Genomic DNA, 23,731 nt, shown 5'->3' with positions numbered 1-23,731 from the left:
TGAAGTCATCAAGCCAAACTACCTTCTTTGTATGACCCCGATGGGGTCAAATGTTTATAGTAAATGTGATCTCTCTATAAACTTCTGACCCATCGGGGTCATACCAAACCAATAGATAGTTTCATACAATCCTACCAACTACGACGTAACCATTAACCTCACCGAATGAAGGCTTCTTTACTCTCTTACAAAAGCTGGTTATACCTTTTTCTTCTTCTCCTTTCTCTCAACGGATTAGCTGGAAATGTCTTTTCCGTGAAATCTGATGGCTATGAATTTTACTGGGACATGGCCAACGATTCGGCCTTACTCCGCAAAGAGAAAACACGTCAGACGCTCTGGAAAGGGAGCCTTTTGCCTGCATTCTGGCTCCAAACTGAATCGGGTGGGCGACAATATGTTAAGGCGACGCTTTCTGATGTCAGCGGTCTTCAGGAAAATGGGGGAGTGGTTAAGTTGGCCTTTGGTACGTTGGGAAGTGGGAGCCTGGAAATTAACTATGTGCAGGGCATCGTCCGTATTACGAAGTTAACGGTTAACTGGAACGACACTCCCCCCAAACTGATTTCGATGTATTTCGGTACGTCGCTACTAAATGCGGAAGAGAAAGTCCGCGCTCCGACGCAGGAATATCCGTTCTGGCCGGACTGGGAGGCCGCCGGGATTTGCATTCCCAGTGCCAAGGGGAATCCAACACAGAGCTTTTTTCGGATGTGGGATTTGGGGCATGCTACGTTACCACTGGGGAGTTTCGGACCGAGTTTAGGAACTCCCTATGCAGCGGCTTTTCCGCGCCCTTTCTACAGTTGCGCTATGGGGAATCAACCCGGCTGGATTGTGCTTGGGGCCGGTAGCATACCTGATGCAGCGATGGTCTATAAAATTCAATCGTCGAACGGTTGCTTGCAGTATCTGTACCGGGAAGATTTGTGGAATAAGACAACGCCCAACCAGCGTAGTTGGACCGAGCCGTTACGTATCGCCTGGGCTGCAACAGCTTATGATGCCTATAAAGCCTACTTCGATTCGTTTGGATCGTTTAAATCGGCACCCGGAAATCATCAGTTAAATGTCTGGAATACCTGGGGCGACTTCAAAAATGGGGATTTCAATCTGAAGGCGATCACCGACAAAGCGCTGGACTTTAAAGCCGATATACTAGCCATTGACGATTCCTGGGAGAGTTCGCAGGGGAGCGGTATCTGGAATGAGCAACGTTTCCCGAAATACAAAGAAGACCTGGACTACATTCGGTCCAAAGGGTTGAAAACGGGCTACTGGCAAAATATAATCTGGTTAGGCGAACCAGAAAAATTTGGCCTGACGAACGAGGATTTGCTCTGTGGGGCCGATGGTAAACCCGTGAAAACTGCCTGGAATATGAATCCACACGGGAAAGGTTTTTACTGTCTGGATCCTAGTTCGGTCAAGGCGGTGGCGTTGATTCGAAATCGGACGCAAACCATCGTCCGTGAGCTAAAACCCGATTTTCTGAAACTGGATTTCGGCTATGGCATTCCCAGTCCCGATGTGGCTACGGCCCGAAATCCGGCTCTACGGGGAGAGAATCTTGCCTATACACTGCTCAGGCTGGTGTCGGATGCGGCTCGTGAAATCAATCCGAACATCACGATTCAATACTATTCGATTCATCCGCTGTTTCGGCCAATTCAGAATCTATTGGCGCTGGATGACATGGGCGATGCGGGTGGACACGAGGTTGAAGGCCACGGACAATGGAGCATCTGGAGTTCATTGGCCGGGCAGCAGAGCATGGCCATTACGGCGTCGAGTGGTTACGACTGGAACGCAGATGATGAGGTCTTACTGAATACGGCCATTGTTGGTGGGCAGAGTGCGGTGTTACCTCGTAAACTGGACAACGGATCGCCGGTGCCGCTTCAGAAAATCAGCAAACGCATGGCACTGGCGCTATGGCACCGGACAAGTGTAGGCTGGACACCAGTATGGCTGAATAGTCAGAAAGGAAGCTTATCGCAGGAGCCTGCCCCTAATTGCTGGGGACGCCTGGAAAACGACCGGCTGACGGCGTTGGCGTTGCGGGAGAGTCCGGTTTCATTTGATAAATCGGTTATTCGGAATATGATGTGGCAGGGACGCTGGGCCTTAATATCGCAGGATGAACAGAGTATTTTTGAGACAAAGAAACTGGCGATAATTCCGTTTGATAGCGGTTTTGTGGAATTGCCACTGGCAAAGAAGCCAGCCAAAGTCGTTGCCGTTATGAATAAAGCCGAAAAGCCATTCAGCGCATGGGAATGGAAAAACGGTAGACTGACAATTAAGGCCAGAAGTTTACAGGAGAATCCATCAATGAACGGGTTTCTGGTGTATCAATAAGCAACTATGAAGGGATTATTTTTAGCGTGTTGCGTCCTTGTTACGACGTATGCGGCTGGGCAGCAGAAACCAGCACGAACCCGGCTTTTCGATTCGGATTGGCGATTTTTAAAAGACAGTACAGTTCAGGCCGAGCAATCTACCTACAACGATGCCAACTGGCGAAAGCTGGATCTGCCCCATGATTGGAGCATTGAGGATTTGCTGAACCAGACTCCAGACCAAGTAGCTGGGCCGTTTTCACGAGTCAGCGTTGGCGCTACATCCACAGGCTATACAGTGGGTGGAACGGGCTGGTATCGCAAATCTTTTACGCTTAGTCCCTCCGAAAAAGGGAAGATAGTTCTGATTCAGTTCGATGGTGCGTATACCGAAACCGATGTCTGGTTGAATGGGCATCATCTTGGTTATCACCCCTATGGATACACGCCGTTCAGCTATGAACTGACGCCCTATTTAGCTCCGTCGGGGGCTAAGAATGTACTGGCCGTCCGCGTAAAAAATCTGGGCCAAAATAGTCGTTGGTACACCGGATCGGGCATTTATCGGCACGTTTGGTTAACCGTTGCCGATCCTGTGCATATCGCTCCGTTAGGCGTATCAATCACGACATCACAGATTACCGAAAAATCAGCTCAAGTGCAGCTTACTACTACGGTTAATAATGCAGCAGGGAAGCCTGTTTCGGTGGTCGTTCAGACCACATTGATTGATCCGAGCGGTAAATCAACACGTACTACGTCCCGGCAAACTATAACCATATCTGCCAACGGTAAAACCGAGAACAAACAAGCGCTGACGGTAGCGAACCCACAATTATGGTCGACCGAAACACCTCACTTGTATAAAGCACATGTAGTGATCATGGCGGGCAAGAAACGACTGGATAGCCTGGTCACTACGTTTGGCATCCGGTCGATTGAGTTCAGCGCTAACCGGGGTTTTGTACTGAATGGAAAACGCGTTCTGCTGAAAGGTGGTTGCGTTCATCACGACAATGGGCCATTAGGAGCCGCAGCCATCGACCGGGCCGAAGAGCGAAAGGTAGAACTGTTAAAAGCCAATGGGTTTAATGCCATTCGTACCAGCCATAATCCGCCCTCTACTGCTTTACTGGACGCCTGCGACCGATTGGGTATGCTGGTCATCGACGAAGCGTTCGATATGTGGCAGAGGCCCAAAAAGCCACAGGACTATCACCGCTTTTTCGATACGTGGTGGGAACGGGATTTAACTGCTATGATTCAGCGCGACCGGAATCATCCGTCTGTTATTCTGTGGAGCATCGGCAATGAAATCAACGAACGAGCCGATCCTTCAGGACTGGAGATCACTAAAAAACTGGTTGATGAAGCGCATAGGTTAGACCCAACGCGACCAGTTACCGAAGCGCTTTGTGTATTTTGGGAGCATCCCGGCAATGTCTGGGAAGATTCGGACAAGGCTTTTGCGCTGCTGGATGTGGGCGGCTATAACTATGAATGGAAGCACAACGAATCGGATCATCAGCGTCATCCCGAACGGATTATCGTGGGTACCGAAACGTTTGCCAAAGAAGCGTTTGAAAACTGGCAGCAAGTCGAAAAAAAAACCTATGTCATCGGTGATTTCGTCTGGACCGCCATGGATTACATGGGCGAAACGGCCATTGGCCACACAATTGTTCAGCCGAAATCTGATAAAGACAGTACCCGAGCAGTGTTGCCGTGGCCCTGGTTTAATGCCTGGTGCGGTGATCTGGACCTGATTGGTTCTAAAAAGCCACAATCCTTTTATCGGGATGTTGTCTGGCGAAATCGCCCCATTGCCCTAGCCGTTCATGCGCCCATTCCCGACGGCATGAAAGAAACCGTTACCAACTGGGGTTGGCCAGACGAACAGCAAAGTTGGAACTGGTCCGGCCTGGATGGGTCGGGAGCCGAAGGGAAACCACTTCAGGTGCGTGTTTTTTCGCGCAGTTCGTTGGTTCGTCTGGAATTGAATGGCAAACTCATTGGTGAGCAGCACATGCCAGATAGCACGATCACGGCAACATTTACCGTTCCGTATCAGCCGGGCCTTTTAAAAGCAACAAGTTTTGAAAACGGAAAACCGACGGGCACGGTCGAATTGCGTACCGCTGGAAAGCCGCACCGCCTTCGTTTAATCGCCGACCGGGCGACTATTCGTAACGACCGTAATGATCTGTCATACGTAACTGTTGAGGTGCTGGATGAGCAGGGGCAATTAATTCCGACGGCGAACCTTCCTGTCAGCTTTCAATTATCGGGTGTGGGTGAGTTGGCGGGCGTAGCCAATGCAAATCCTACGGACCTGAGCAGTTTTCAACAAGCTCGTAAAACGACGTTTCGGGGTCGGTGTTTAGCTATCGTTCGCCCAAAAGGAGCAATGGGTAGGATTAGGTTAATAGCCAGTTCTCCCAATCTCCAATCGGGGGAATTGATGATTACGATACGGTAACTAGACTATAAAACGGGCTAGATTAAGTCAAAAATCCTTCAGTCAAACATCTATTTTGACTGAAGGATTTTTGACTAGGAGAGGGGCATCGATGGTTTACTAACTGTCAATCCGGATCAGTAGCATACGAGTTGACTCAATGCATCCTCGTCAGGCTACGAGTTTCCAGCCAGTAGCCAACACCCAATAATAAAAACAGAGTCCCGTCCAGGATGAGTTGGGCTGGCCATTGCCCAGGATGGGCAAATTCGGGATCGACCAGTGCCGTACCGGGAAAGAAATAAGCACCTGCCTGACTGAGCCAATACAAGCTCCCAAAAAGTACGGCTAGTTGGAGTGTGGTCCGTTTGTCACCATTCTGAAACCACAAAAACCAGCCCGACAGCAAGCCCAATAGTGCGCCCAGGACCATTGTCTGTGCATTATGAAATTTGGCGTGAGGAGTCCAGTGAGGGTTGAAAATATGCGTCTCATTCCAATCGAAAACGAAGCCACCCAGCATCGTTACCAGCGCTACGATAGTGATCAACAGCTTGCCCATATGGGGTTGGTTTTTCGTTAAATCACACAAAAATAACTTCGTTTAGTTAAAAAAACTTGCAGAAATAAGACATTCGCAAAAAGCCTCAAGTTCCTGCTTATAAAGCAATTATCATAAACCTGAATAGTAACGTTTTGTGATCACTTCTACCCATCGACTCAAATTTAGCAGCTTTTGACTCAAACCTGAAAAAGAGACGACTAGGGAAAACTGACCTTTGATCTGTTCGAAGCCAGTAACCTAAACCACTACCGCCATGTCTCGATTTTCTACTACCGCCCTTGCCTTCGCGCTGACCGCCTTCGTCCTCGCTGCCAGCCTGGCTTTGCTAGTTGCTAGCTGGTTCCTGTTCACTCGCCTGCAGATGCCGACCATTACGATTAATCCTTTCTAAACCCACAGGCAAACAGGGTACCAAATTAGTAATGTTCTGTTTGCCACAGACTAAGGGATAGTCGGCATAAAAAATTTGCCTCCAAATCGTTAAATTACTTAGTGATCAAAAGTGAAAAAGGCCAAAAGATTATGTATTACCCTATTTTGCTTTTGTATGGGGGAGAATACCCATCGTTTTGATCCTCATTCATCCGACAAGTTTCGGGTAAATGGTCTGTTAGCCAATTTTGAGCCATTCTATTGTACCTTGGAGTAGGTCTTTCTGTTATGACCTTCTACTGTCCCAAACGGTATAGCTTTTGTCCCAAACGAAATAGCCTCTCTAGGGATTGGTTGTTTATTTTGGCCTGGCTAATACGCGTTCACCGAATGACTTTCCGCTCTATACATACATTCATGAGTCACCTTCGTTGCTTTTTCATCTTGCTGGTCAACCTTTCGATTCTGTCCAGCGGTTTGGCCCAGCAACTAGACCGACGTCAGAATACTGCATTATCGGTCCAGCAGCCCGCTCGTATCCGGTTCGAGCACCTGACCGTGGCCGATGGGTTGCCCGAAAACTCGGTGAATTGCATGCTGCAGGACCATCTGGGGTTTATCTGGATGGGTACGCAGGGTGGCCTGGTTCGTTACGATGGTACTCAGATGGTTGATTTTCAGTCAGATCTTAAAAATAAATACGCCTTTAAAGGCAGGAATGTCCAGTCCATCTATGAAGATCGCAACGGCGATATCTGGATCGGTTGTGAGCGACTGGTCCGTTTTGAACGGGCCACCGGACGATTTATCGAGTATCCGCAAAAGGCCCCCGAGGGCAGTCGAAATGCGGACTTCATCGCCTTTATCCATGAAGACCAGCGGGGCGACATCTGGACCATTACCGGGAATTATTCAGACTATATCTTCTTGCTGAACCGATTTAACCCAAAAACAGCGACCTGGACTTATTTCCGGCATGACCCTACCAATCCACACAGTCTACTGGCGAATGCGATTTACCTAAGCAATACGAACTGGATTAAAGATTTCGCGTTTTTGGAAGACCGGTCGGGCACCATCTGGGTAACCACCATGGGCGATGGAAACATGCTACATCGCTTCGACCCGAAGACCAATCAGTTCAATCGCTTCCAGCCCAAGACCAGTCCTGGCATTGCCGCTGATTTCGGACTAATCTCGTTGATAGCCGAGGATAAGCAGGGGAATCTTTATCTGTCATCCATTGCGAAAGGACTATTTCGTCTGAACCGGACCGCCGGACCGCCCCAAACGTGGCAGGTGACGCAATTCAAACATGACACCCAAAACCCTTATTCGATTCGGAACGATTCTGTAACGCGTGTGTATCCAGACCGGGATGGGACCGTCTGGGTTCCTACGAACCAGGGTCTGGATCAATTAGACCCGAAAACCGGACGTTTCACGCATTTTATATCGAAGCCGAATGATCCTAACAGCCCCAGCCCGGGCATGCTTCAGTTTTTGGCCGAAACGGCCAAAGGGGATTCATGGTTCGTGACCACCGACGGGCTGGCTATGTATGACCGTCGTCGGCAAGCGTTTGTGCGGTATCAAAAACGAAATGAGCCGGAGGGGCTAAAAGCCGGAGGAAACATCATCTCTTTCCTGGTAGACCGAATCGGAGTCGTTTGGGTAGGAAAGGCTGACGACGGGGTGTACAAACAGAGCCGGGCGGTTAAGTTCTCGGCCATCATGAATAAGCCTGATTTGATTAAACAGGGGTCGTCAGGCTCGGAGAAAGCTTCATTTATTTTCCGGATGTACGAGGCTCCTTCCGAGCCGGGCGTTATCTGGCTGGGTACTGACGTCGGATTAGATCGGCTGGATCGAAAAACCGGACACCGAACGCAGTATCGCCATGAGGATCGAAACAGCCAGTCTATTGGTAAAGGTCAGGTCTTTGAAATGGCTGAAGACAAGCAGGGTCGGTTCTGGGTAGGCGTGCAGGGGGGCGGCCTAAACCTACTCGACAGGAAGCATGGGACGTTTACCCGGTTCATACATGATTCGACCAGGGCCAACAGCCTGATGGATGACAATTTACGAGCGGTTCTTCCGGCTTCGGATGGTACGCTCTGGATTGGAACCTATCTTGGGTTGGATCACTATGACCCAATCCGTCAGACGTTTACCCACTATTATCAATCCGATTCGCTCTACACGCCTGAACTCTACACCCGCATTCAATCGCTGACAACAGCCCGAAAACCCGTGGCGGCTATCCGGCAACCGGGTAATAACGTCAACCAGACAGTGGCGTTCAGCTTAAGTCAGCCGACCGATTTACTGCTGGTCGTTGGTGGTGAATGGGTTTCTGACACGAAGCTCGATTATGGCTGGCTGGAAGACGGAGAGGGGCATCGCATCTGGACCACTACGTATAAGCAGAGCGCGGGTGATGGTCTGACAGGACAGATTCGCAATCAGATAAGCGTGATTCACTTGGAAGCAGGTCGGTATCGACTACGGTATCGGTCGGATGGAACGTATGCCTACGGTCATTGGACATCAGCCTCACCCGCGCATCCCCAATTATGGGGTATCCAATGTGTGGCCCTTTCACCAGAAGAAGGTCAGGTTGTGAGCCAGTTAGCCCGTAAACGGCAGTTCACGGGTTTACACAGCCGATTTGTTTTATCACTAGAAGAAGATAGTCAGAAACGAATCTGGATTGGTATGTCACTAACCGGTGGCGTACAGGTGTTAGATCCTCGCACGGGTAAATTCACGACCATCCTGACCGATGCAGGCGGCCTTTCCAGTGTTCAGTGCCTGTTGCCCGATGCCCGGCCAGGTTGTTTTTGGGTGGGTGATTTTACGAATGGTCTATGGCTCGTTAATGATAAGAAACGGGTACTGAAACATTTCACCCGGGCTAACGGCCTGCCAAACAATACAGTAATTAGTGTCCATCGCGACAAACAAGGCCTCTTGTGGGTTGGCACGGGCAACGGGTTAGTGCGACTCGACCGGAACACCGATCAGATTCGCCACTTTACCAGACGTAACGGGTTACAGGGTTTATTCACGCCCACCTGGTGCGCCAGTAGTGGCGAAATCTATGCGGGCAGTGAGGGAGATGTGATCACCTTGTTTCCGGATCAGGCCCAGGACGATCCGATACGTCCACCTGTGGTGCTAACCGATCTGCTCATTAACGGTCAACCTGCCACCGTTGGCTCTGATGGGCAATTGGCCACGCATATCTCAGTCGCTAAAACCATTACGTTGCCCCACGACCAGAGCGATCTTACCTTCCAATTTGCCGCCCTCAGCTATAATCGGGGTGAGGAGTCGCAATATGCCTTTAAATTAACCCCGACTGATACAGTCTGGGTGCCTTTAGGAGTTACCCGGCAGGCTCGTTTTCTGGATTTACGACCCGGCACTTATACGTTTGAGGTTAAAGCGGCCAATGCCGATGGGGCCTGGAATGAAAAGGGAACAAGTATTCAGCTAACGATACGTCCCCCCTGGTGGCAAACCTGGTGGGCGTATCTCCTATATACATTATTGCTGGGAGGAGCCATCTGGACGTTTGTCCAGTACCGTTCACGGGCACTACGTCGGGAAAATCGCCTTTTAGAAGAAAAAGTCGCCATCCGAACGAAACAGGTTCAACAACAGAACAGCGAAATATTGGAACAGAAGGAGGAAATCGCGGCTCAACGCGACCACCTCGAACAATCCCTGACCGAACTCCAGAGCACCCAGACCCAACTGATCCAGAAAGAAAAACTCGCTAGTCTGGGTGAACTAACGGCAGGCATCGCCCACGAGATTCAGAATCCACTAAACTTCGTCAATAACTTCTCCGAGGTGAGTGCCGAACTAGTAGAAGAACTCAAGGAAGAAGCTCTGGCGGGTAACACCAACGATGTATTGGCCATCGCCGACGACTTGAGTAGCAATCTTAAGAAGATCAATCACCACGGCGGCCGGGCCAGCAGCATCGTCAAAGGCATGTTGGAACATTCCCGCACTGAATCCGGTGAGAAACGGCCAACTGACCTGAATGCGCTGGCTGATGAATACCTTAAAATTGCTTATCACGGGTTAAGAGCCAAAGACAAAACTGGTTTCAACTGCGAGTTAGTCACCGACTTTGATCCAACCTTGGAACTGGTAGAGGTAGCCCCTCAGGAAATTGGTCGAGTTTTGCTGAACCTCTATAACAACGCGTTCTACGCCGTTTTGGAAAAACAGAAAATGACTCCGGCCAATTATCATCCTACCGTCAGCGTCAGTACGCAACGTAGTGAGTCGGGAGTAGAAATTAGGGTACAGGACAATGGCACGGGCATACCCGACGGAGTGAAGGTCAAGATTTTTCAGCCTTTCTTCACCACCAAGCCCACGGGCGAAGGAACGGGATTGGGTCTCTCGCTGAGCTATGACATTATCACCAAAGGACATAACGGGACACTGACGGTGGCGAGTCAACCGGGTCAGGGAACGACGTTTGTCATCAGCTTACCTACTCAAGCTTAATTCCTCTGCCATGAAATCACGTTTACTCTTTTGTTTTCTGTATTTAACTGGGCTGGTTTCCTGGGGGCAATCTGTTTTTCGCATCGATAGTTTACCCACCGACGGTGTGGTGTTGAATAAAACCTGGAAGTGGCAGTTGGGCGATAACCCCGCCTGGGCAAAGCCGGATTTTGATGATTCTCGCTGGGATACGCTCAATCCAACTCAAGGTATCTCAGTGTTAAACAAATTGCCGCAGGAAGGTATTGGCTGGCTTAGACTACGCCTTCAGGTTGCTCCAAAATTGCAGGGACAACTAATTCGCATGTATCTATTTCAGGCAGGAGCTTCAGAGATTTTTCTAGATGGGAGATTATTTCTTCGGAATGGTGAAATAAACTCACAACAGCGGTTAGAAAAAGGAGCTCGTTCGCAGTATTTTCCTTTACTATTCATAGGACCTGATTCAGTTCATACTGTTGCTGTTCGTTTTGCTTTTGAAAAAATAACACTTACGAACGACGCCTACCCATTTTTCTGGATGCGGCTTCTGAAATCAGAAGAAGTAGAAACTAGCCTAAAATGGATAAAGAGAAATATAGCAGCCCAAACGATTTTTTTGGGCGTATTCTTTATTATGGGGATTTTACAACTTTTATTATATGTCACTTATATCTCCCAAAAATCCAGCCTTTACTTTGGGTTATTTTTATTGGCACAGTGCCTGACACACTGTTCAATAATTATTCTCCGGGATTTCGAATCGTTTCCTATCGAACTATCTGTAAGAAACGTACTTGTTCTCATCGATGTTTGTGATAGTATGCTTATTGGCGGAGTTGTGTTATCTGCTTTATTTTACCTGATTGGCATTTACCATTATTTCAACCAGCCTAAAGGGATATTATTTTTTGTAACGGCTGTACTTACTCTATCGGCTTTCCCACTATATTTTATTGCCTCCAACCACCTTGCTTTACTTAAATACATTGTAGCCCAACATGTTTTAGGTTGTCTTGTCCCTTGGGCTGTTATTTTGCGCGTAGGCATTATTGCCATAAAACATAAAAAACAGGGAGCTAAATTATTTACCTGGGCACATAGTATGCTCCTGTTGGTGTTTATTGTGAATTTTATAATAGATGCGGTAGTACCGAATTTATTTCCCTCTTTTTCTCTGCCTGTAGATGGTCATATTTTCTTTTTTCTGGCTTTCCTAAGCCTTGCGCTTACAGTGACACTTTTACTCTCACAGGAAAGAGCAGATGCCAATAAATTGCTTAAAAAGCAGCTTGGCGAATTAGAAGTTCTATCCCAAAAAACGATTGCCCAAGAACAAGAAAAGCAGCAACTGCTGGCTACCCAAAACGAGCGACTCGAACAGCAGGTTGAAGCGCGAACCGCCGAGTTGAAAGCCTCTCAGGCTCAACTCATCCAGAAAGAGAAGCTGGCCAGTTTAGGTGAATTGACTGCTGGCATCGCTCACGAAATTCAGAATCCCTTGAACTTCGTCAACAACTTCTCGGAGATCAGTACCGAGTTGGTCAGTGAACTCCAGGAAGAAGAAGCCAAAACTGACCGTGATGCCGAATTGATTCAGGATCTGCTTAACGATCTAAGTAGCAACCTCCAAAAGATCAACCATCATGGAGGTCGAGCTAGCAATATCGTCAAAGGCATGTTGGAGCACAGTCGCACCGAATCGGGTGAGAAACGACCTACTGACCTCAACGCGCTGACCGAAGAATACCTTAAGATTGCCTACCACGGCATGAGGGCCAAAGACAAGACTGGTTTCAACTGTGAGTTAGTGACTGATTTTGACCCAGACCTGGGTTTAGCGGAAGTGGCTCCTCAGGAGATTGGGCGGGTCTTGCTGAATCTCTACAATAATGCTTTTTATGCAGTACAGGCTCGCCAGCAACAGGCAGGCGTATCTGATTATCAGCCAATCGTGAGCGTCAGGACGCGCCTTACCCCCCATCCCCCTGAAGGGGGACGGGGGGTAAATCAGGTTGAAATTCGTGTGCGGGACAATGGAACAGGTATTCCCGATTCTGTAAAGGCCAAGATCTTCCAGCCCTTTTTTACCACCAAACCCACTGGCGAGGGCACAGGACTAGGGCTTTCGCTGAGCTATGATATTGTCACTAAAGGACATGGTGGTAGCCTGACCGTGGAAAGTCAACCGGATCAGGGAAGTCAATTTACCATCTTGCTACCTCTGGCTATCCATCAGGAAATAATCACCTAACTCAAATTGCTCGGAGCCGTGCCACGGTTATCCAGGCATATCAATGGAACCGTGGCACGGATCTGAGCGGAAGTCCTACCTCAGACAAAGACGAAGAACTTAACGCTTTTTTTGTCAGATTTGACCCAAATTTATCAGCATTTGCCCCAAATCTGACAGAGAAATCGTGGCCAGAAAATGACCTTTGAATAATGAACAGGCAGTGATCTTAACCTAAACGCCTAGTTGATGAAACCATTCCTTGTCGCCAGCCTTTATCTGGGCCTGTCACTCCCGGTTCTTGCTCAATCAGAGCGCCAAATTGCCCGCCCCATTTCGCCTAAACGCCCTGTTGTCGATACCTACTTCGGGAAAGTCGTCACCGATAATTACCGCTGGATGGAGGATATGAACAGCCAGCAAACCAAAGACTGGTTTAAAGCTCAGGGTGATTACAGCAATAGCGTATTGGCGCAGATTCCGGGCCGCGACAGTTTAGTGAATACGTTTGTCCGGTATGATGCCTTGAAGTCAGTCAACTATTCGGATATCAGGCGGAAGGGTAATCGCTACTTTTACCGCAAAACCTTACCCAAAGAGAACGTCAGTAAGCTGTATTATCGGGACGGAAAGATGGGCGCGGAGATGCTCTTATTCGATCCAACCACCTACGACAAAGCAAAAAAATATGCCGTGTCGGGCTACCAGCCCAGTGAAGATGGTCAGAAGCTAACGATTGGGCTGGCCGAAGGCGGAGCCGAAATCTCGATCATGCGGATTATGGATGTGGCCACCAAAACGTTTTATCCCGAAAGTATAACGGCCGTATTTGGCTATGATAATTATGGCTGGTCGCCCGACGGAAAAGGGTTTATCTATAAACAGCTTTCTTCCGATAACCCCCAACTACCAGCCGCTCACCTCGATAATAAATCATTTTACCACCGCATTGGTACGGAGCCTGGTACCGATACGGAACTGTTTTCCCGGAATCGTTACCCAACCTTGGGTATTAAATCCGCTGAACTTCCGCTTGTTTTTTATAGTGATGATTTCAGCATGCTGTTTGGTATACTGGCCACGGCCGATAATCGACTAAACGGGTTCATGGCCCCCGCCAATGAACTGCTTCAGCCAACCATCGGCTGGCAGCGGTTTGTTACTCTGACCGACAGCGTTTATAACCTCGCCACAGTTGGTAATCAGTTGTTTCTTCAAAGCCATAAAGGAGCCTCCAAAGGCCGGGTATTGGTAACAGATGCCCGACATCCCAGCGTGCAGAATGCAACTGTTTTACTTCCCGAAGGCAAGTGGACGATCACGGGTATCTCCGCAGGGAAAAATTTCCTCTTTGTTCAACTGAACGATGGTATCAACGACCATGTCCGACAGTACGATGTTCGGTCGGCGCAGTGGGCGGATGTCTCTTTACCGCTGACGGGTACAGTCCGGTTTAGCCCGTATTCGCCGATTAGCAATGATGGGTTATTGTTGATCAGCTCCTGGAAACAACCCCCTACGGTGTACGACTACGACCCTGCTACCAAACAATTCAGCACCAGTCCATTCAATGTGCCGGTAACATATCCGGGTGTGACTGATCTGATTGTTGAGGAACTGGAAGTTCCAAGCCACGATGGGGTGATGGTGCCCTTATCGCTCATTTACCGGAAAGGACTGAAAAAAGATGGAAGCCAAATCACTTATATGACGGGTTATGGAGCGTATGGGTCTTCGGCAAAGCCCTTTTTTAATCCTCGCTACCTCGCTCTGCTCAATAAGGGTGTCGTAGTGGCGATAACACACCCACGAGGTGGGCGCGAAAAAGGTGAAAGCTGGCATACAGCGGGGTATAAAACTACCAAGCCCAATACCTGGAAGGACTTTATCGCCTGTGGCGAATACCTGATTAATAAAAAATACACCAGTCCTAAACACCTGATTGGCGAAGGTACCAGCGCGGGCGGTATCCTGATTGGGCGGGCCATTACAGAACGGCCTGATTTGTTTGCCGCTGCAATCTGTAATGTGGCCGACTGTAATACGTTGCGCTCAGAATATGGAACCGACGGCCCAGTGAATGCTGCCGAATATGGAACCGTTAAGGACTCCGTCGAATGTATGGCACTCTACGAAATGGATGCCCTGAGCCATGTCAAAGAAGGAGTGAACTATCCGGCGGTGATTGGTGTGGGTGGCATTAACGACCCACGCGTGATGGCATGGCAACCCGGTAAGTTTGCGGCTGCGCTGCAAAACGCTACAGCTTCGGGCAAACCTGTGTTGATGCAGGTTAATTACGACAATGGCCATTTTACCGAAGATAAGGCGGTGACTTTTCGCAACTTCGCTAACATGTATGCCTTTGCGCTCTGGCAGGCGGGGCACCCGGATTTTCAGCCGTCTGATGCCCGGTCGGTACGGGCGAAAGCCACATCGACGGAGAAAAAATAAACATAAATTCATTCGCTCATCTCACTACATTATTGATAGATCAATATTCCAACGGGTCATGTAGGACGGAGCCGACAATTTTTTGAGCAAATCCATTGATTATGTACTGCTTCGTGCTAAACTTGATGAGCAAATCAGCCGAATCGCCACTGAATCTTGACGTGAAGAGGCTGGCTTCCCTTTTTTCCCACCTGAACTCATGAATCAATACCTCAGTGGATACTGCCCCACTGGATACTGCTGCCGGTTGCTTGTTGTTGTCCTGTTTACGATTGTTACTACCCTCACGCATGGGCAGCATCCGCTGGGGCAGTATCCACTGAGGTTCGAGCACCTCAGCACTTCGCAGGGCTTATCCAATAATAGAATTTTCTGTATCTATAAAGATCGGGAAGGCTTTATGTGGTTTGGCACTGACGACGGCCTGAATCGCTACGACGGGTACACGTTTACCGTGTATAAACCCGACCCAGCCGACCCAAACAACCACATGGCCCATAATACGGTCTGGGATATGCTGGAGTCGCGGTCGGGTGAAATCTGGTTTGTTACCCCTGGCGGAGGATTGCACCGACTCAACAAGAAAACAGGCCAGGTCAACTACTTTCGGATAGGACCAGATCGATCGGAGCAATATAAGCCCTATGACATCTGCTATACGATGATTGAAGACGAACAGGGTTTTCTATGGATTGGCTCAGAAGGAGGGCTGGCCCGCTTCGATCCCCGTACGAAACAGTATCGGTTCTACGACATACCTGTTGCGAAGGGAGCCGACGACCGCGTGTGGTCTATTCAGGAAGATAGGTTTGGTACATTGTGGGTGGGTACCTCTACCGGACTGTTCACGATGAACCGGCGCACGGGGCAGTTCAGTCCGTATTATTTTGGGATCAACCCCGCCGAAAAGCAGCCCATTATCGAGTCGATGTACCTCGGTGCCGACAATAGTCTATGGATAGCGACCCAACAAAGAGGGCTTTATCGGTTGCTGCCCGGAAAAACACCATTGCCCGACCTGGGCAATACAGCTACCACCTACATACCAACCGGCCAGGTATACCTAACCGGTATGGAAATATTGCCGCACGGCCTGGCAGAAGACGAACACCATAACCTGATGGCCGGAACATTTGGGGGGCTGATTGAGCTTGACCCCGCAACCGGCAACTACGTCACCTATCAGGCGGACCCGAATGTGGCGGGTGCATTGAGTCATAACGCAGTCTGGGCGTTACTGGCTGATAACCGGGGCACATTCTGGATAGGCACCAGAAACGGCATCGACCGGTATTCCATGCTGATGCCCCGGTTTGCCTTTTATCAACCCATTCCAGACCACAACGCGACGCCCCGGTTCGAAAACTTCATTAGCACCCTAACCGCCGATCGACGGGGAAATATCTGGTTCAGCAATGCCAGGCGCCCTTACTTTGAGGGCATATTTCGATTACATCTGTCGGACAATCGGACTTACGTCAATTATACATCGCAGTTGCTCACGCCTGACCTGCTGATACCGAAAAAACTTACCGAGCATTCACCTGCCGATCTGATTTCGACCATCCATTGCGACCGGAGCGGACGAATCTGGATGGCTACCCCGTCGGGACTACGCACTATGGACGCGAATGGCCAATTTCGGCAGTATCCTGTTGGCTTTACCATCACCAGTATCGAAGAAGACAGGCAAGGGAAGCTGTGGGTGGGCGGTCAGTCGACCCTGGCTCTGTTCGATCCGACCAATGGTCGGTATACGCTTTATCCAATCGATAAGGATGGCCCCATCGGCAAAGGTGGAGGTCAGGTCAATGATATCCTGGTGAGTCGGGCCGGTGACGTTTGGGTAGCCGTGGGGGGCGTAGGCCCTTGCAAACTAGACTTCCGTACGGGTCGGTTTGTGAGTTATCATCCGCAGCATTCTGAAAATCAGAAAATTATGTACAGCCGGGATGTGCCGGCACTCTGCGAAACCCACGACGGAGCAATCTGGGTGTCGACCAATATTGGTGGAGTATTCCGCATTGACCCAAAAACAGCTGCCGTTTCTACCTTCACGATCCACGACGGCCTGCCCGACAATCATGTACTTGCCCTCGTTACCGACCAGGCGGGAATGCTCTGGATGGCTACTGGTGAAAAATTATGCCGACTGGACCCCGTAACGCGCGAACTTCGGGTATTCGATAACAGTGATGGGCTGCTGAGCCGGGAATTCACGGGTGCCTGTACCCGCACGCCAACGGGCGAACTGGCCTTTGGTTGTACGAATGGATTTGTGGTGTTTCGGCCATCGGAAATGGGGGCTAATTCCTATAAACCACCCGTGTACATCACCCAGGTTCGGGTGCTGGATTCGACCCGCCTGTTTCCACTGTCGCCCATGACGTTGGCTTACCACGACAACGTAATTTCGTTCAATTTCGTGGGCCTTAACTATATCGCGCCAGAGAAGAACCGGTACGCCTATCAACTCGAAGGTGCGAACAGCGAATGGGTATACTGCGGAGCACAGCGCACGGCCACCTATTCGTTTCTGGCGCCGGGCGACTATGTTTTTCGGGTAAAAGCGTCGAATAACGACGGGGTCTGGAACGAGAAAGGGGCCGAGATTCGGCTGGTGATTCTACCGCCCTGGTGGCGTACCTGGTGGGCCTACACCCTCTATACCCTGCTGGCAATCCTCAGTATCTGGGCACTGGTTCGTTATCGGTCGCGACAACTGCTCCGGACCAACCAACTGCTGGAACGTAAAGTTGCCCTGCGCACGGAAGAAGTAATTCACCAGAAGCAGGAAATCGAAACCCAGCGCAACCACCTGGCCGACGCTCTGACGGAACTTAAAGGCACGCAGGACCAGCTTATTCAGCGGGAAAAACTCGCCAGTCTGGGTGAACTGACCGCCGGCATCGCTCATGAGATCCAAAACCCATTGAACTTTGTCAATAACTTCTCCGAAGTGAGTGTCGATCTGATTGACGAATTGAAGGAAGGGCCCTTTCAGAAACTATCCGACTCCGAAAAAGGCTACGCAGGCGAAATTCTGGGCGACCTCACCAGTAATCTCAAAAAAATCAAACACCATGGCGAACGAGCCAGTAGCATTGTACGCGGCATGCTCGAACACTCCCGTACCGAAACGGGCGAAAAACGGCTCGTAGACCTCAACGCCTTAGCCGAAGAATACCTCAAAATTGCTTACCAGGGCCTTCGAGCTAAAGACAAGTCGTTTAACTGCGAATTGAAAACAGATTTTGGGGCTGAAATAGGAAAGGTCGGGGTGGTTCCTCAGGAGATTGGCCGAGTGCTCTTGAATCTGTACAACAACGCGTTTTATGCCGTATGGGAAAGACAGAAAGCCGCTCCGACCGGCTATCAACCTACAGTAACTGTAAGGACCACTCAGGTTAATGGGCAGGTTCAGATTCGGATAATTGACAACGGTACGGGTATTTCTGACTCGATCAAAGCCAAAATCTTCCAGCCTTTCTTTACCACCAAGCCCACGGGCGAAGGAACCGGTTTGGGGTTATCACTCTCGTATGATATTATAACCAAGGGGCATCACGGCTCATTGCTGGTGGAAAGTCAGGAAGGAAAGGGTACTGAGTTTATTATTCAGTTGCCGACCACTCATTGACCTAAGAAACTATCCGAATAGTACACCTGGTTGGAAACATATGAATTAATATCTGCTAAAACGTAAGCTGATACTGCCTAAATAGTGCAATTTTACTCCTACAAAAACCTGGCATTGCTGCCATGGCTCATTCGCTATCAACAAGGCGGAAATTATGAGTTATCTGTTCAACGCTCCCCAAACAATTATTCATGGCGCTGGGGCCAGCCGTGAATTGCTTCCCCAACTTACCCGGATCGGCGCCCGGCGGGTCTTCTTCGTAACCGATCCGTTTATCGAGAGTACGGGGTTAGTGCAGGCATTGGCTGCACCGCTTCACCAGGCAGGTCTTGCCGTAGCGGTTTTCAGCGCTGTACAGCCCGATCCAACTGTTCAGACGGTTTTGGACGGCCTGGCTGAGTTGACTAAACACGATGCCGATGTCGTTGTGGCAGTAGGAGGGGGGAGTTCGATTGATGCTGCCAAAGCCATTGCCGTGTTGAGAACGAATGAAGGCCCTTTGCACAAGTATATGGGGTATCATAAAATTCCGAACGCCGGATTGCCTGTAATTGCCATCCCGACCACCGCCGGAACGGGCAGTGAGGCCACTAAAGTAACCGTCATCACCGACACTGAGCTGAATGTGAAGATGATGATTCTGGATGCCCACCTTATGCCTGCCATAGCGCTGGTTGATTACGAACTCACGCTCTCTATGCCCCCGGCTTTGACCGCTCACGTTGGGGTTGATACGCTCACTCATGGTATGGAAGCGTATGTCTCGCAGAAAGCAAATGTCCTGAGCGATCCACTTGCTTTGTCGTGCATCGAGCTAGTTTCCAAACACTTGCAGACGGCCTGGCAGGAGCCCACTCACCGGGAAGCTCGCGAAGGAATGTCACTGGCAGCCTGCCTGGGTGGGCTTGCCTTTACGAATAGTAGCGTATGTTTAGTACATGGCATGAGTCGGCCCCTGGGTGTGCAGTTTCATCTGCCACACGGCTTAAGTAATGCAGTTTTATTGCCGACTGTAACCCAATTTTCGGTCTCTGGTGCGCTAGAGCGATACGCTATGATAGCCCGGGCAATGGACATTGCTCAGGTCGATGAGTCTGATGAAGCTGCTAGTGCTGCTTTAGTAGCTGGTTTGGAACGACAAAATCGGTCGTTAAAAATTCCCCGACTACGGGATTGTGTGGGTGTGGATCAATCCACCTTTGAGCAGGTACTGGAAAAAATGGCTGCCGACGCGCTGGCCTCGGGTAGTCCCCAAAACAACCCGACCGTACCAACGGCCAACCAGATCGTGGCACTCTACCGACAAGCCTGGTAAAGCATCCGCTATGCTTTTGTCGGAATTTAGGACGAGTGGGTGGGCCGAGCCTGTCAACACCCTTGTGCGTTCTACGATAATAAACCTGGACTTGTATTTCCACCCTGACCTGGTCGCCCTTGAGCAGCCCTCCCAGCTATCATGTAGTGCGACCTAATCTAAGACTCAAAATCGTTAGAGCTAACTATTTCATTAGCCCTTGCCGAAGCGGAATTTTAGTCCATCGAACCCAAACCGATTGATGACTATGAAATCCATGACGAATGTACGGCTAATGTTGCTTGCCATAATTCTGCCTCATATCAGCTGGGGCAGTATCTTTACGGGCCGGGTTATTCTGATACGTCCCCTATGTTTGTTCAGATCAGAAAATTAGTGGCTCTTATCAAAAAGAAATAACTGATAGAATACACCGTTTTAAGTCCCGTTGCCGTCGCGTATTCACCGGCAGTAACGGCTTAATAGTTAGCTAAGTAAGCTGCTGACGAATTTACCGGACCGCTCTAGGGGTCCGTTTTTTTTGTTAGATCTTTTTCGGTTTTATGAGCTTTTTTAAACGTTGTGTCTCCTTATTTCGTTATATAGGTAAAAAATATCTTTAAATAATACCGTCATGATCACCGAGGCCAATAATTCCATTCCTACCCTTACCCAAGGGGACGTATTGCAATATGTTGCTACCCATGAGTTTAACGAGATTGGTGACGAGGAGTGGTTTCGACTTATTCCCCATGGCGAGAATCTGTTTCGAACACCCGAGTATGGTTTCTTTTCGGGCACAGAGTTAACTGTAGGCGATATATTATGGATAGCGGTCGGGCTTAGTAGCGGTTATCAGGCAAGACCCTATGCTACTGAAGCTATCGCAGAGCCACGGCTTGCTGCAGTGCATTCGTAAGAATAGGTAGTCAGTTAATTACTATAAATAAACGAGCCCGGTAGTCTAACCGGGCTCGTTTTTATTTGCACTTATCCCTTTGATGTGCATCTTCTTAATGAAGGAAAATTGTAACTGGTCGGATGCGGCTAAATACACCGGCTTCGTCACTGAAAACGCATCACTCTTGAAGGTTTCAAAACAACGGTATTCGGTATTAATCAAGTTGTTGGTACCGTGCCAGGTAAGCTGACTTCCCCTCCTCGATTAAAAAGAGCTTGTCCGAGCAGAAGTATATATGTTCGGCAAAAATAATTTTTCATAAATAGACAGATTTGTCTATTTATGGCTTATCTTTGTGTCATGAAACAGAGAGGACAAGTGGTCGTTGACAAAATACTCGATACCGCCGAGCGACTTTTCTATGCGCAAGGGTATAGCAATACGGGGATTAATCAGGTCATCGAAGAGGCTGATATCGCAAAGGCGTCCTTGTACAAACATTTTGACACAAAGACGGATCTGTTGGTTGCCTATATTCAACGCACCCACGAACGCTGGTTTAACCGGATTGAGAATGCCGTAAATGAGGTGGCCGATCCGAAAGACAAGTTATTGGCGCTTTTTGACCACCATGTAGAGCGTCAGGAAATCCGGCAGTTTGGCGGATGTCCCTTTATAAAGGCAAATGACGAAGCAGGTACGAGTGATCCACGTGTGTTAGCGGAAATTCAGCTGACAAAGCAGCATAGCAAAGACTTCATAAAAACGCTTGTTGTTAACTCGGGCCATAAAAAGCTATTGACCGACCAGGAACTGGCAGAGTTGATATTCATCACGTTAGAAGGGGCAATAGCGGCAGCCTCGGTATTCAAGCAACCCACCGAACTACAATCGGCAAAACAAATCATTCAAAAACTGATCTAAGATGAACGAGGTGAAAAACAAATGGTTGGAGCTGATCATTGTGTTGTCAGCGCCTTTACTGTCGGTAATCGATGTGTTCATTATTAACATAGCGATACCGACTATTAAAAAAGGAGTTCATGCTACAGACGCTGAAATCCAGTTGGTTATAGCAGGTTACCTACTTGGATATGCTGCCTTCCTGATAACGGGCGGGCGGGCTGGTGATCATTTTGGGCGGAAGAAGGTCTTCTTCTGGGGGATGTTTGCGTTCACGGTTGCGTCCTGTTTATGCGGCTTATCGACCTCCGCGCTGCAACTAAACGTAACGAGATTCTTTCAGGGCTTGAGCGCATCCTTTATGGTGCCTCAGACAATTGCGTTTATACAGGTACTTTTCACGGACACCAAAGACCGGGCAAAAGCATTCGGCCTTTATGGAATTACACTCGGTACCGCTGCCGCCATCGGGCAAGTATTAGGCGGTTACCTGTCTGATACGCATTGGGCCATAGAAGGCTGGCGATTGATCTTCTTTATCAACCTGCCTATTGGTATCCTGACACTTTGGGCAACACACAAGTACGTGACTGAAACAAAGAGCGATCAAGGCGCAAAATTTGACTATTCGGGCATCTTGATTCTGACAGTAGCCCTGTTTTGTCTCATTTATCCTTTGATTCAAGGCCGCGAAGCTGGCTGGCCTTTGTGGAGTTTCGGATTGCTGGCTCTGTCGTTCGGTGTTTTCGCCTATTTCATTTCCAATCAAAAACAGAAACTTGCCAATGGCGAGAATCCGTTGATCGATGTGCGGTTGTTTAAAATCAACAGTTTCAACATCGGATTAGTGGCGGTCCTGTTTCATTTCATGCTGCATACCGCTTATCTGCTATTGAGTGCGGTCTATCTTCAAAATGGCCTCGGTGTTTCTGCTTTGTATTGCGGGTTATACTTCATCGTTCCAGGTATCCTGTTTATTGCATCTTCAGTAATGGCGTCCAAACTGATCGTTAGGTTTGGAAAACGCGTTTTGCAAGTCGGTGTTGTTCTTCTGGGCGTCGCGTTCTACTTGCAGATGACGCTTTGGGAACCAGGAATAAGTCCCTGGCTGATTGTCGGATTAATGGGTATATGGGGACTTGGAAACGGGCTTGTGCTGCCATCGCTGTTGAATGTGGCACTCAAAAACGTACCGGCTCAATACGCAGGTGCAGCAGCAGGGATTTATTCAACCTTTCAGCAAACAGCGTCAGCTCTGGGTGTCAGTATCATTGGGGGCGTCTTCTTCTATTTCTCCAAAGACGGCTGGCAAGCTGCTTATCATGCCGGTACAATAGGCTTATTGGTTTGTGTAGTACTGGTAGGAATTATGTTATATCTGCTTCCTGATGGAAAGCAAAGTCAGTTGCAGAACGCAAACTCCTCAGGCACTAATTCTCCATCAGATGCAAAATTTGAAGAGCAGTTTGTGCCCGCAGAGTAACGGAGAAAGCTGACGAAAAACGCCTTGAAAGTAAAAATATGAAAGAACATAAAAGGCTGGTATATAAAGACGTATCGTCGCCGGTAGGTTTTATTCGGCTTGTCGCTACCGATACTGGTCTTGCGGCTATACTATGGGAAGGCGAAGATTATAAACGAACAAAACTACCAACGCCTGAACGAGATGATGAGGCCCCGATACTGGTACAAACCGAGCAACAACTGACCGAATATTTCGAGAAAAAGAGAACGGTTTTCGACATTCCGCTTGATTTCAATGGAACCGAATTCCAGGTTAAGGTTTGGGAAGCACTGCTTGGTATTCCGTATGGCGTAACCAAAACATATGGTGATCTTGCTCGCATGCTTGGCGACATAAAAGCGGTACGTGCAGTTGGTGGTGCTTTAAATAAGAACCCTATATCCATTGTTGTTCCCTGTCACCGAGTGGTGGGCGCATCCGGAAAACTGGTTGGTTTTGCCGGTGGCCTGGGCAACAAATCGACCCTGCTTAATCTGGAGAATAGTCATAGAGCGCCAACGCTTTTTTAATTGAGGTAGGTTTTGATTTTTGA

Annotated in this window: 12 protein-coding genes and 2 pseudogenes; 13 read left to right on the top strand and 1 reads right to left on the bottom strand. The window is 49.0% G+C overall.

Annotation, left to right across the window (positions count from 1 at the left end):
* The first annotated feature begins 165 nt into the window (after nucleotides 1–165).
* Nucleotides 166–2,361 (top strand): alpha-amylase family protein, encoded by a 2,196-nt coding sequence (locus GO755_RS15175; RefSeq protein ID WP_157586027.1) that lies wholly within the window; start codon nucleotides 166–168, stop codon nucleotides 2,359–2,361.
* A 6-nt stretch (nucleotides 2,362–2,367) separates the two neighbouring features.
* Nucleotides 2,368–4,821 (top strand): glycoside hydrolase family 2 TIM barrel-domain containing protein, encoded by a 2,454-nt coding sequence (locus GO755_RS15170; RefSeq protein ID WP_157586026.1) that lies wholly within the window; start codon nucleotides 2,368–2,370, stop codon nucleotides 4,819–4,821.
* A gap of 136 nt (nucleotides 4,822–4,957) precedes the next feature.
* On the opposite strand, the gene GO755_RS15165 is transcribed toward GO755_RS15170, so the two are convergent.
* On the bottom strand, nucleotides 4,958–5,362 hold the full coding sequence (locus tag GO755_RS15165; protein WP_157586025.1) for a DUF6640 family protein: 405 nt from the start codon (nucleotides 5,360–5,362) through the stop codon (nucleotides 4,958–4,960).
* 256 nt (nucleotides 5,363–5,618) lie between these two features.
* On the opposite strand from GO755_RS15165, the gene GO755_RS15160 reads away from it, so the two are divergent.
* From GO755_RS15160 to GO755_RS15115, 11 genes and pseudogenes are all read left to right on the top strand, one after another.
* Nucleotides 5,619–5,756, top strand: a complete 138-nt coding sequence (locus GO755_RS15160) for a hypothetical protein (protein ID WP_157586024.1) — start codon at nucleotides 5,619–5,621, stop codon at nucleotides 5,754–5,756.
* Between the two features lie 269 nt (nucleotides 5,757–6,025).
* Nucleotides 6,026–9,232 (top strand): annotated as a pseudogene (locus GO755_RS15155) (ligand-binding sensor domain-containing protein); the annotation flags it as partial.
* Between the two features lie 120 nt (nucleotides 9,233–9,352).
* Nucleotides 9,353–10,270: pseudogene (locus tag GO755_RS42325) on the top strand (sensor histidine kinase); the annotation flags it as partial.
* A 10-nt stretch (nucleotides 10,271–10,280) separates the two neighbouring features.
* Nucleotides 10,281–12,503, top strand: a complete 2,223-nt coding sequence (locus tag GO755_RS15150) for an ATP-binding protein (protein WP_157586022.1) — start codon at nucleotides 10,281–10,283, stop codon at nucleotides 12,501–12,503.
* A gap of 228 nt (nucleotides 12,504–12,731) precedes the next feature.
* Nucleotides 12,732–14,936, top strand: coding sequence for a prolyl oligopeptidase family serine peptidase (locus tag GO755_RS15145; RefSeq protein WP_157586021.1), 2,205 nt, complete (start codon nucleotides 12,732–12,734; stop codon nucleotides 14,934–14,936).
* Between the two features lie 199 nt (nucleotides 14,937–15,135).
* Complete coding sequence (locus GO755_RS15140; RefSeq protein ID WP_157586020.1) at nucleotides 15,136–18,576, top strand: sensor histidine kinase; 3,441 nt, start codon at nucleotides 15,136–15,138, stop codon at nucleotides 18,574–18,576.
* Between the two features lie 154 nt (nucleotides 18,577–18,730).
* Nucleotides 18,731–19,891 (top strand): iron-containing alcohol dehydrogenase, encoded by a 1,161-nt coding sequence (locus GO755_RS15135; RefSeq protein ID WP_157586019.1) that lies wholly within the window; start codon nucleotides 18,731–18,733, stop codon nucleotides 19,889–19,891.
* A gap of 613 nt (nucleotides 19,892–20,504) precedes the next feature.
* Complete coding sequence (locus tag GO755_RS15130) at nucleotides 20,505–20,789, top strand: hypothetical protein (RefSeq protein WP_157586018.1); 285 nt, start codon at nucleotides 20,505–20,507, stop codon at nucleotides 20,787–20,789.
* A 342-nt stretch (nucleotides 20,790–21,131) separates the two neighbouring features.
* Nucleotides 21,132–21,695 carry a TetR/AcrR family transcriptional regulator gene (locus GO755_RS15125; RefSeq protein ID WP_198174841.1) on the top strand — a complete coding sequence of 188 codons (564 nt, stop codon included), beginning with the start codon at nucleotides 21,132–21,134 and terminating at the stop codon, nucleotides 21,693–21,695.
* A gap of 1 nt (nucleotide 21,696) precedes the next feature.
* On the top strand, nucleotides 21,697–23,157 hold the full coding sequence (locus GO755_RS15120) for an MFS transporter (protein ID WP_157586016.1): 1,461 nt from the start codon (nucleotides 21,697–21,699) through the stop codon (nucleotides 23,155–23,157).
* Between the two features lie 38 nt (nucleotides 23,158–23,195).
* Nucleotides 23,196–23,708, top strand: coding sequence for a methylated-DNA--[protein]-cysteine S-methyltransferase (locus GO755_RS15115; protein ID WP_157586015.1), 513 nt, complete (start codon nucleotides 23,196–23,198; stop codon nucleotides 23,706–23,708).
* The last annotated feature ends 23 nt before the right edge of the window (nucleotides 23,709–23,731 follow it).

The sequence above is a fragment of the Spirosoma arboris genome (assembly GCF_009754945.1).
Lineage (GTDB): Bacteria > Bacteroidota > Bacteroidia > Cytophagales > Spirosomataceae > Spirosoma > Spirosoma arboris.
Note: the sequence above shows the minus strand (reverse complement) of the source record. Positions and strands in the feature narration are given on the sequence as shown.